This is a genomic window from Selenomonas sp. oral taxon 136 (genome assembly GCF_001554015.1).
GTDB classification, from domain to species: domain Bacteria; phylum Bacillota; class Negativicutes; order Selenomonadales; family Selenomonadaceae; genus Centipeda; species Centipeda felix.
In genome coordinates this window covers 1,638,605-1,651,096 of the sequence record NZ_CP014239.1, presented here as the reverse complement: position 1 = coordinate 1,651,096, position 12,492 = coordinate 1,638,605, and the positions used below count along the sequence as shown (strand labels likewise).

Annotated in this window: 3 protein-coding genes; all 3 read right to left on the bottom strand. The window is 53.9% G+C overall.

What is annotated here, in order from left to right; translation table 11 throughout:
* Positions 1-6: 6 nt before the first annotated feature.
* The 3 genes from AXE86_RS07825 to AXE86_RS07820 all read right to left on the bottom strand — a co-directional run bounded on the left by AXE86_RS07825 (position 7) and on the right by AXE86_RS07820 (position 12,420).
* Entirely contained in the window at positions 7-438 is a 432-nt protein-coding gene (locus AXE86_RS07825; RefSeq protein WP_442983648.1) for a PBECR4 domain-containing protein, read from the bottom strand.
* A gap of 37 nt (positions 439-475) precedes the next feature.
* Complete coding sequence (locus AXE86_RS12915; RefSeq protein ID WP_198145251.1) at positions 476-634, bottom strand: hypothetical protein; 159 nt, start codon at positions 632-634, stop codon at positions 476-478.
* Positions 635-984: 350 nt separating this feature from the next.
* Complete coding sequence (locus tag AXE86_RS07820) at positions 985-12,420, bottom strand: YDG domain-containing protein (RefSeq protein ID WP_061946112.1); 11,436 nt, start codon at positions 12,418-12,420, stop codon at positions 985-987.
* Positions 12,421-12,492 lie beyond the last annotated feature (72 nt).

The window sequence follows — 12,492 nt, the reverse complement described above, 5'->3', positions numbered from 1 at the left end:
TCGTATTCATTTCATCGCATCCTGTATATCCTGCGGAAGCACATCTTGATTGATTTCATGCACAATCTTCTCATCAACGTATACGCATGCCCACGCTTCTTTTGTTCCAGCGCGCTTAGAATATACTGCATAGACCTTCCTCAGCACATCAACATTGTCCCGTACCGACTGATTCTTTAAGGACACAGGAACATCTTTATTGCCTGTCTGACGGATTCCCAAACTAAGGCGATTCTTTGTATCGCCAACAAAATAATCAGCATTGATGTACACATCGTTATGGAGTGATATACCAATCCAAAACTTATGATACAAAACGTCTGCCAGATAGGGAAGAACAGCCAGTTTCAGATGGGTCACTCCATCTTTTCTGAATTGAACTTTTGTAGGCGACAATCTATTGTTGCAGCACATCTGAAAGAACACCTTCGGCGTCACCTGCTCTGCATAGCGAACTCCCGTCAAATGCGCAAAATTACTCTCCGAAAAAAACAATCTGTTTCCATTCCGTCCCCGCTCCTGCAGAAGAATCTTGATAAATGACAGCAAACACTCGTCCCGCGAGTTTCTCACGATAAGCGATACTCGACTCATGTAGAATTTTTACTGTTTCGTCGCGGGTAAATTTCTTCATCTTTGCGAAACCACCTGACTATAAAAATTGGGGACATCCAAACGAATGCCCCCAACTATACCGATTTTACCGCCGCTCCCCGGCTTCCTAGCCCTCATGTCTAGGTCTTCTGTAGAGTTTTACCGTCGCTCTCCGACTTCTCAGCCCTTATGTCTGAGTCTTAATGTGGAGTTTTTCAGGTGTCGGCTCACCCTTTTCCTATATTATATAGCACACCAAGTCGTTTGACAAGAACGACTTTAGAGAAGCACTGATAAACACCTCATTTTATCAACGATCCCCTAGCAAAAGAACGCCCCATCGACACAGTATCGTCAATGGGGCGCTCTTTATTTTGTGTTTTGTAAATCTCAGCCGAATACCTCGTCAACGATGGTGTAGACCGTATCGTCAAGGACGTTGATATCGCTCCGCGTGATATCCTTTCCATCCCTCATCACATTGACGGCGGGCGGAACGGGATCAACCTGTGCCGTTGGCTTGCGGCTGTAGTGATTCGTGCGGTCGAGCGACGCATTCTCATACGCGTACTCGTCCGGCGTCATCTTGCTCACCTGCGTCATCGTCTTGTAGTACTCATAGTCGGGGATATAGGGGCCAATGTGGAGCGTGCCCGAGGACTTAAAGAGATAGTTCTGGTAGACCGTCTCGCTGTCCGTCTCCGGTACATACTCTCCCTCAATGGGATAGTCGCCCCAGCGCAGACGAGCACTAGGCGAACCATAACGAATCTCGCCCGGCAGCATCTCACCAAGCTCGGTGACGTAGCCCTTGCCCTGCGGCGTGCCCGTATAGCTGTCGGGCAGGCCTTCGTTGATCCAGCGCGTCTGGGAGTCACCCTTGAGCAGAATCTCATAGGGGTTGATCCGCCCTGTCTCAAGCGGAGCAGAGGTATAGCCAATCGTCCCCTTACCCGACGAATCCAATCCGTCAGTCGAGAGAACGCCTCCATTGCTGTCGACAAGCTCATAGTTCAGGGCATCGTCTCCAGCGAGCAGGAACTGATAGTTCACCGCCTTGTTCTTGACGCGGTGACGATCCTGCCACTTTGCATTCGCATCCGTATTCCCGTTCGACTCCCACGCGACATTCTTATCAACATACGCGCCCGTCGAGCGGTTTTCTACGGCGTCATTTGCGATAATCGCCGCGCCCTCGTCGCCATAGTGACGGAACTTCACAAGGTCATCAGAGCTGCGAATCGTGTTGCCGTCCGCATCCTTTGCAACACCCGTCAGCGTGGACGTGGTGTCATAGGTCTTCGTCGCCGTCACGGGGTTGACCATAATCTTGCGGCGCAGGATCTCGCCTGACCCCTGCTTTGCAACGGTATTGTCCGCAGCATCAGTGATATTGTAGTTGCGCGCGCTGAACTTCACCTTGTAGTTGACCGGCTGCGAGGCAGCTGCCTTCTTATCGGCATATGCCCCCGTCACCGAGGTGACATCATCATTTTGCAGGTTGCGCCACTTTCCGCTCAGCCAGACCTGACTGGTATCACGGTTCAGATTCCGTTCCGGCTGCGTGACCGTCGTGGTACCGTCATACTCCTTTGTCGCCTTTTCAAAGTCCAGCCTAAAATCGTTCTGTGTCACATTCGCACGCGTAATCGCACCGTCACCATACCCCGTCTCTGCGAAGTCATAGTTGGAGGCATTGCTGCCAAGGACATTATTGCGGAGTGCATTGCCAACACCGCGGTATTGGACATCCTTGCGCGTATCCGCATTCGCATCTGCGCGGAAGGTCGCATCCGTGCTGCCGTAGCCGTAGTCGCTCTCGATATTCGAGCTGTTCAGCTGTGTGAGCTGGTCATTAAATACGCCCACGCCATCGCGTCCGAGCACCCTGCGCGTATGCCCATCGGCATCGTCCATGATACGCGCCGTGACTCGGTCATTCTTCGATGTCGTATCATACGCCTTCTGAACCGGCGGAACGCCATTCAGCCCATCGAAAGCGATATTCAGCTTACGCCGTGTAATCTCGTTGTTCGTTGTCGTCAGTGTGCTGGAGGGGATCGCATTGCCAAATGCATCGACGAGACGATAATTACCCGCATCCGTGCCGGTGATCGACGCCGTATAGACGACCGTCTTCCCCGTACCTGCATTCTTATCGGCATAGACCGCCGCCGAGTTGTTCTGAACGCTGTCACCCGCGATGATACCGCCATTCTCAAGCTGCAGGACACTGTCGCCATTCGTCACTCGCGTCGTTCCATTCATCGTTCGGATGGTATCGTCCCCATTGACATATACATGGGATGTCCCATCATAGACCTTCGTGAGCGGGCCGAGCGGCAGAACCTTGACATCCTTCTGCTTGATCTCGCCCGTGCTGCTGCGCGTGAAATCGTTGATCGCAAAATTGTTGCCTGTATACTTAAATGCATAGGTGACAGTCTTGCCCGTACCTGCATTCTTGTTATCGTAGAGCGTCGCCGTCGGGTCGATGGCGAGCTCTTTCTTGATGTCAATCGTCTCCGTGCCGACCTGAACCGTCGCGCTCGTAAGATAGTTCTTGAGCGCATCCGAGGTGCTGAGGCCATTGTACTTGACCGCGCGTGTGCGGTCATAGGTCTTCGTCGCTCCCACAGCATCAAAGTTCGTCGTAACACTCCCTGGATTGATGGTGAGCGGATTGATGCGACCCTTCGCCTGCGCGGCCGTATAGTTCTTGCGGTCGCTGTCCATGCGATAGTTCTGCGCGACGCTGTCACGCGTTGCAAGATCCGTGAGTGCATTGTTAAATCCGGTGTACTCCACCGCCTTATCCGTCACCGCACGGTTCGCATCACGGCTGACATTCGCGTCAGGGTTGCCCGCGGAGTCGAGATACTGCCCCTGCACCTTGTTCAATGCGCCGGCGTCGAGCGACAACGACTCCCCGTTCACGAGTCCGTTGAACACAACATCACCCGTTGTGAGGTTGTTGACAGCCGCCGTGGTATCATAGTCCTTTTCCTTGCGTGCGACATCGACCGTCAGCGTCTTCTTATAGATATCAGCAGCCTTGCCCGTCACCGTATGCGTGGTATCGTGTCCCGCGATCGTGTAGTTGGCAAGTGTCGCTGCATCACCCGAAAGGGTCATCGTGTAGTCAACCGTGCGCTGTGCCTGTGCGGGCGTGCGTGACTCTGCCTCCGCCTTGGTCTCTGCCGAAGCATCCTTATTGCTGTACGTCCCCGTGACGGCGAGCTGGATCTTATTCTTATCCCGCTCGACAATATGCGTCAGGTTATCCCGTGCCATCGCATTCACATAGTCACGGTTGTTCTGGTCAAATGTCGTCTGCCCGTCGTATTCCTTGATGAGATGCTGCGGAAGCAGTGTCGCAAGGTCACGTCTGGTGATGGTGTCGCCCGTGTGATGGATGTTCTTGTTGCGCGTTCCCGAGAAATCGAAATTCGTCGTGTTGATGGTCACGTTGTAGTCAACGCTGTTCGCAAGCGCCACGTTCGCATCGTTGTACTGCGCACTGTTCAGGCTGATATCGTCAAGGTTGATCGGCACCGTATTCCCGCCGCCAAGATCCAAGGTACTGGTTTGGAAATGCTTCTTGACATGAGCCATATCCTTGTAGGACTTGCGGGTTACAGGGTCTGTCCATACGACATCTCGTGTGCCGTCGTACATCTTCCTAGCGGGGTCGATACTGAAGCTGAAGTCGTTCGCGGTGACCGTACGCTTGCGGATTGTCCCCTTGCCGTAGGCGGTATCCGCTACTTCATAGTTGCCCGCATACGGCTGAGCCGCAAGGGTATTGGCGAGATTCGAGTACTGTACGTCCTTACCGTTCGGGATGACATTTCCGTTTGCATCCGTCACAACGTTCGGATTGCGCTGGAAGCTCGCATCCGTGCCTGCACCATAATAGCTCACGATGCCGGTCGTATCAAACGACGCACTCGTGATCCCATCCGCCGTAAGCGTGGCGGCACCGCGTCCATCGGTATTGCCCGCCGTCACCGCGGTGATGTTCTTCGTCTTGTTGTTCGGCGTTGTGTCATACATCTTATTCACATCGCCGAAACCAAGCGTGATCTTGCGCTTTGCGATGGTGCCCGATGCACCCGTGAGATCAAGGCCTGTTTCGGCATTTGCCGTCGTGCCGTTGTACGAAAGGGTATAGTTCTGCCCCTGCGCCCCACCAATCTTAACCTTGTATGCAATATTCTTGTTGATACCGGCATTCTTATCCGCGACACCCGCATTCACATAGTTCGCCGTGATCGTCATCGACGCACCGTCATCGACCGCAGCGCCGTTTGCGGTGCGTACGAGCTTGTTGCCATTCGTCATGCCAGACGCATAGGTAACATTGCCCTTTGCATCGTCGTCAATGAACTTGTCGTAGTGCCGCGTATCCGTATCCACAAGGTTTGCATTTGCATCGTAGATTTTGTTGATGCCCGTTTTCTGGGCAAGGTCAAGCGTCAGCACACGGCGGTCAATCGTCCCCTGTGCCGTCTTGGTAAAGTTATTGTCCCCCGAAATATTGATGTTGCTGTTGTTCAGGTAGAATTTATACGTGACCGTCGCCGGCGTTCCATTTGTCGCGTTCGCACTGCTGTACTGCGTCCCCGTCGTATCCATGACAAGGTCGTTGCGCAGGTCGACCGTATTCCCGTTCAGTACAACACTCGCCGTCGTGATATAGTTCTTCACATCATTGGACGCACTCGAACCGTTATACTTCACCGTCTTCGTGCCGTCATAGACCTTCGCTGCATTGGACGCGGCAAAGGTCACATCACTCGCATTGATGTTCGCCTTGCCGATCGAGCCCTTGCCGTAGCCGTCCGTATCAAAGACGTAGTTCGCCGCATCACTGCCGAGGGTTGTTCCCATCGCTGCAGCGAGGCCTGCGTACTGTACATCCTTGTTCGTTCCCGCATTTGCATCGGGGGTAAAGCCCGTGCCCGTACGCTTGCCATAGTCGCTTATGATATTTGGCGTCGCGCCCGTCGCGTCCAGATTCGTGAGTTTGTTGGCGACGGCAAGCCCCGTCACATCACGGTTCAGCACTGCTGCATCGGCAGCCGAAACAGACGCATCAATCGACGTATTTTTCGAAAGACCGTCATAGGGTTTATGCTGATCGCCAAAGGTGACATTTACCTTGCGCTTCGTGATCGTATTGTTATTCGTTGAGATCGACGACGTAATCGCGCCGTTGTACGTCAAATTGTAGTTGCCCGCATTCGCACTGTCGAGCTTGACATCGTAGTTGACGACCTTGTTCGTGCCCGCGTTCTGGTCCGCATACGTCGCCGTCGACTCGTTTGTCGCGCCGTCGCCGGAGACCAGCCCCGTCATGCCGATGATGTCGTTCGCCGTGTTGACGACTGCGTTCGCAGAGTTCTTTGCCACGCCGAGTACACCCGTCGTCGCGTCGTAGGTCTTTGTCAGCGGGCTCTTGACCGTAACCGTGACATCCTTCTTCGTGATCACGCCGTCGCCCGTCTTTGCAAACGTCGATGCCCCGCCGAGCGAGAAGTTCCCACTCTGCCCTGTGTAGCTCAGATTGTAGGTCACGCGGTTTGCCGATCTGACGTTATCGACATCCTTCGTATCGTATTCGGCGGAGTTCACCTTTAGGTCGTCCAGAACATTGACAGGATTGCCGTTGATGTTCACCGTCGCACCCGTGATGTAGTTCTTGACCGCACTGATGGCATCCGAGCCGTCCGTCCACTTGACCGTCTTTGTGCCGTCATAGGTCTTCGATGCCTGCGTGGTCACCAGCGTCACCGTCGAGGGGTTCAGCACCACCGGCATGATCTCGCCCAGTCCCACGGCGGTCGTATTGAGGGTATAGTTATCCGCAGACGTGCCGCCGAGCGAGAGTCCGGAATAGTTGACCCAGTTCTTCTGCGCCGCGCCGTCAATGGTCTTTGTCGTGCCGTCGCCGCGCACGTTCTCGCTCTGGAATGCCTCCGTATGCGTAAAGGTAATGTGATCGCCCGCGATCACGCCGTCCGCGCCCGTCTTGAACTTCACATCGGCGACGGGGACATTCTTCGTCCCGTCATACACCTTCGTGATCTTTTCAAACGCACCCGAAAGATCCTTCGGCGTGATCTTTCCTTTCGCCGAAAGTTCGAGTCCTGACTCTGCGTTTGTGACCGTGCCGCCCTTCTTAAAGGAGTAGTTCGTCGCGTTGCCGTTGATCGCGACCTTATAAAGGATATCCTTGTCTACAATATTGCCGCCGCTGCGCTTGACATTCTTGTCTGCAGAGCCGCTTTCCATATAGTTCGACGTGATATTGAAACTCGTCCCGTCCGTAGTGACAAGTTTATCCTTGGCCGTTGCCCCTGTCGCATAGCGCACATTTCCCTTGCTGTCGCTGTCCCGCAGCGCATTCCAATTCTTTGTCGCCGTGTTCTTGAGCGTGGTCGTACCGTCATAGACCTTGCCGATGCCGGCGTTCTGCACGAGGTCCAGTTCAAGCACGCGGCGCGAGATCGAGCCGCCGCCCGAGACCTTGCCCGCACCGCTCTCAAGGTTCACGCCATTCAGCGTATAGTTCTTGATCTTCTCGGCATCGCCCTCTGCTTTTACATTGTAGAGCACCTTTGTCGCACTCGCGACGTTCGCCGTCGGGTTGTCGGAGCTGTCCGCAAACTGTGCATCCCCGTTGAGGCGGAATACCACCTTGCCGTAGTCCGCAGGAATCACACCCGTCCCCGGCCCCGCTGCGGGCGTGAGATGCCATCCATCTTCTAGCGTGTATGTCGTCGTGCCGTCATAGACCTTTGTCGCATTGGCGACATTTCCATTGGCATCCTTCACTTGGAAATTGTTCGGTGTGATCTCGCGGCGGTTGATCGTTCCCTTGCCGTATACCGTCTCGTCGACGGTATAGTTGCCCGCATTCGCACCAAACTCGTTGTTGAATGCCGTGCGCATATTCGTATATTGGACATCATGTGCCGTCCCGTTGCTCGCATTCGCATTTGCCGTAAAGGAGGTTGTGCCACGCCCATAGGTGCTCGTTGCCGTGGCGGGCGAGGCGGTCATCATTCCCTGATACCGCGTCGTGAGACGCGATGCCGTGACATTGTCCACACCGAGAACGGCTGCGAGTACCGAGCTGGCAGGATCGTCGGTAAAGCCCGTGACCGTGGCAGAGTTGTTCCCCGCTGTACCGTCGTAGGTCTTCGACACATCGCCCATCGTGACGTTCAGCTTGCGCGGGGTGATCTTGCCCGCATTGGCAACCGTGATAGGCGCATTCATCGTTACAGTCGTGGCGGCACCCGACCCGCTCTTCGTACTGATGACATTGTTGCCCGCATCGACGATCTGATAGTCGTCCGCATACGTACCCGTCAGTTTTCCAGTATAGGTGACGGACTTGGTGGTAACATTGCCGCTGCCAGCGTACGCGACATCCTTGGTCGCATATACTGCCGTGGAGTCGTTCGTACGCTTCTCCGTCGTACCACCATGCACAGCCCATCCCGTAAAGTTGACGACTGTATCGCCCTTGACGACATTTTGATTGCCGTCCGTATGTGCGGTGAGTCCGTCGTAGACCTTCTCAATCTGCTGTGTATTTGCACGCAGCGAAGCAGGGGTAATAGACCCCGTAGTAGACACCCTACCGGGATCGTTTGCATTCACTGTTTCGAGATTGCGCTTCGAGACCGTTGTGCCGAACTCATAGTTCGTGAGCGGATTTTCGGTCGGATTGGTTGTCGTCGCAATGACCTTGTAGGCGATTTTTTCCGCCTCCGAAACATGGCTTGTCTCCGTCGTGCCGTCCGCCTTTGTGAAATTCGCAGCGCTCGGATCCAACAACTCGAACTTCACCTTGTTCTGATCCACACTCACGATGCCCGTATCGCCGGTCGCGGGTGCATTCGCAGAGAGATAAACAGATCTGTCCGGTCTATAGTTCGAGGTACCGTCATAGACCTTCGTCGCTGTTGCGAGCGTATTGTCGCTCGTCTTGTAGACATTGAACGAAGAGGGATCGATGCGGCGGCGCGTGATCGTTCCATCGCCGTACTGCTTCGCATCGAGCTTGTAGTTCGTGCCGAGTGAGTTCGTCAGACCCGCATACTCTACACTGCGGCTGCCCGCATTGCGGTTCTCGGCGAATGTCGCCACCGTCTTGTTATCGCCGTAGCGACTGGTCACGCCCGCCGTGCTCAGACTGCCGACGCCGATACTATCTGCATTCAGAACGTCCTTGTTCAGTCCGTCATCGAGATCGCTGGCCGTGATCTGCGTGTTCGTCACCGTACCGTCATAGACCTTCGTCACATCGGCAAACTTCACCGTGACGTTGCGCGGCGTGATCGTGCCCGTATAGCCGCTCGTGAGCGTCTTTGTGGTCGCGATCGGCGTTACGCCCTCTGTGCCGAGGGTATAGTTATCCGCCTCCACGCCCGTCCCCGCGTCAAAGGATGCCGTGTAGGTGACACTCTGCGTCGTCGGATTGCCGCTGCCGTCGGGTACAACGTTCTTCGTCGCATATTTCGCCGTCGAGGTATTTGTGCGCGCCGTATCTCCTGCGACCCACCCCGAGAGCGTGACGAGATCATCCCCCTTGATGATGTGTCGCTTGCCGTCGGTCTGGTCGTCCATCGCGTCGTAGACCTTCGTGATATGCTGATTCACAACGGTTGCCGTCAGTGCCTTCGGCGTGATCTTGCCTGCGCCCGTTGCACGGAACGTACTGCCCAGATCCTTCTTGGTCGTACCGTCCATGATGTAGTAGTCGGAGAGACGGTAGTTGGTCGCATCATCCGTATCCCCCGTCACCTCATAGGCGAGCTTTTCGACATCCCGCACGTTCTTGCTGTAGGTGGTGCCGTCGTTCTGCGCAAAACGCCCCTTGCCGCCTGTGAGCGCAAATGTGATATGACTGCGGTCGCGTGCAACCAGCCCCGTCGTGCCGCCGGTCACGGCGTTCGAGGAGAGATAGACATTGGAGGTCGGCGTATACTCGTCGCTGCCGTCGTATACCTTTTTCGCATCGACCTTTGCATTGGTCGTCTTGTCATAGACGTTGAAGTCGTCCCTGAGGATCTGGCGTGGGATGATCTTGCCATCGAGGTACACGTTGCCGCCCGTGACCGCTGTCTTTGTCCCACTTGCAGGGGTATAGTACAGCTCATAGTTGCCCGCGTCATTGCCCGTAAGCCCGACATTCGTGTACTGGAGCTTGTGGGGACCCGCATGGAGCTGCTCCACACCTGCTTCGTTCGTATACTTCGGACCACCTACATTCGTGAGTGCAACGTCATCCCGCGTGGTATCATCGTCGCCCGTCATGATCGCGCCGTCGGGCATCGCGGGTGTGCCTGCATTGATCTGTGCGAGGGTCAGACCTGTCTTCGTTTTATCCAGTTTGATATTCTCAGAGCCGCTGGTCTGGAACATCGCGCTGTCTTTCACGACGGATGTGCCGTCATAGATTTTGTCGTCTGCCGTCTTCTTTTGGATCGTGAGATAGAGTGGTGCCTTGGTAATGGTAGCCTTGCCCGTCAGGTTGCTGAGGGAGCTGCCGACAAACGTATAGTTCCCTGCATCTGTGCCGCTGAAACCGATCTCCCCCGAAAACTTAACATCGTGCGTACCGACATTTCTGGTAGCATTTCCACTACCGTCAACCATACGGGCCTTGAAAATTTTTCCCGGTTTATTAAAATCAAGTTGAACCGAGCCCGCAGCAATATCCTCTTCGGTAAATCCCGAGGAGGTGATACGGCCGCTCGTGAGCGCATCACGGAATGCCTTGGTCACGTCGCTCTTTCCGTTATACATGCGTTTCGGATTGATATTGCCGCTGTTAAGGCGGACATCACGCGGCGTGATTGTGACATTGACCCCACTCAGATTCGGGCCGTCCTGATCCGACCAGAGCATTGCCTTCGTCCCTGCGTTGCGGATGCCGTTCGTGCGGTCGTAGTCCTTCGTACTGCTGTTGACGTAGTCAATGACACGGCTCGTATCCGCACCCGCACCAAAGCTGACATTCGCCTTTGTCCCTGCGGCGGTTGGATTCGCCGTAGAGCCGTCCACAACCTTCATATAGTAGCTGTTGTACTCCGCCGTGATATCCTTGCCATCATTACTCTTGACCGTGTTGCCCGTATCGTCCTTGGGCGTTCCGTCCGGCTTGAAATAGCGATAGTTGTACGTCGCCGTCGCTGTCCCACTCATAAATGCCGTCAACATCGGCGTAGTACGCCCCTCGTAGATACGCCACGTCGCACCGGGCGCCCCCGTGTTGTTGATATCAAAGCCGGCATAAGAACTCGCTGCGGTCGTATGTCTGACAGGGATTGTGCCTGTCTCTTTGAATTTAGTTACCAATCCCGTAGAGGTATCAACTAAATATGTATTCGTCGCTATATTTTGGTTCAGCCCTGATTGATTCGTTGCAAGTCTAGGATTAGTACCAGTCACATAGCTATTTCTAACTGTTGTTCCATTGGACGGAGCTATGAAATAAACCAGTTCTGTCCCTATCGTTCCGGCAATCTTGCTTGCATCGCTATAGGTATTGCTTATTACAGTCCCTAATCCTGACGTTCCTATAACAGCGCCGCCTTCACCTATGCGGGCTTTACTATAAACACCGTCAAGCGTCGTGCTTGCCGTTGTCTGCCCGACAATACCACCATGTTGACCTGCTTCGCCATCTACTTGACTATCTTTTATATAGACATTTTTAATTTTCGTTCCGCTCGCGTATCCAATAAGACCTCCCGCCCATCGATCTTGGTTTCCAGTTTTATCGCCGGTGATCATCGCTCCTGTAACACCAACGTTCTCAATACGAGATCCACTGACCTGGCCAAATGGAGCGGTATATGTCCCGCCCGTAATCGTAAAGTTTTGCAGCTTAAAGAAATTCCCATCGAACTTTCCCGTAAAGAGTGTTGTCCCTGAACCGGCAATGGGGGTTATTGATCCACCCAAGAAATCAATATCGTTCTCGAGCATATAATTCTTTGTGAGACCATTCTTGATATTCTGGAACTCTGTTTTATTAGCGACAAGCTGATAATATTCTGGGCTGACCCCCGCCGGATTGCCAGTCGTTGGATTGACCTTATAGTTCGTCGGCACAGTGCCTCGATAACCGATATGGGCATAGCCGCCGTTTGCTGTATCCGTATGGAGCACAACGGGATTCGTTGTATGCACATTTGCCGCATTGAGGAAGCGGATGTTCTTGCCGTGCACCTCGACGGTATTCGCCGTGATCTTGCCCATATTGACGACATCGGAAAGACCGGCGGCACTCGCACTGAGGGGTGATACGTTGTTCGCCATATCTGCATCAGTGTTTACCGTACTGGTATCCTGCGTGGAGACGTAGAGATTCCCTACGTTCACGGATGCTGTCTTGCCGAAGATTACGCCGTTCGGATTGACGATGTAGACGTTCTTTCCGCCCTCGATCTTACCATTGATATTCGAGGTGTTCGCGCCCGTGACGATATTCAGATAGTTGTTGGTCTGCGTGACATTATTTGTGTTTACGTCATAGTCATAGCGCACACGTTCTCCGCTTGCGATAGAGTAATCCCGCCACTCGATCACCTTGTTAGGATTTGAGCCAACCGAAACGATATTCGTATCATTTCCAACCTGCGTAATCGTGGCATTTACCGTATTATCAGTATTCTTACTAACAACGCTCCCACCCGTCGGCGCGGCAAAGCCGACCTGCGGAATCAAAAAAGCGCCCGCCATACCGGCGATGATTGCATAGCACACACGCTGTGTCAATTCCCGTGTCCGATACTTTCCCATGATTCCGATCTCCCATCTGATGCGATATTTCTTATCTATATTTATCGAAACTTATAGCTCATTTTATAATAG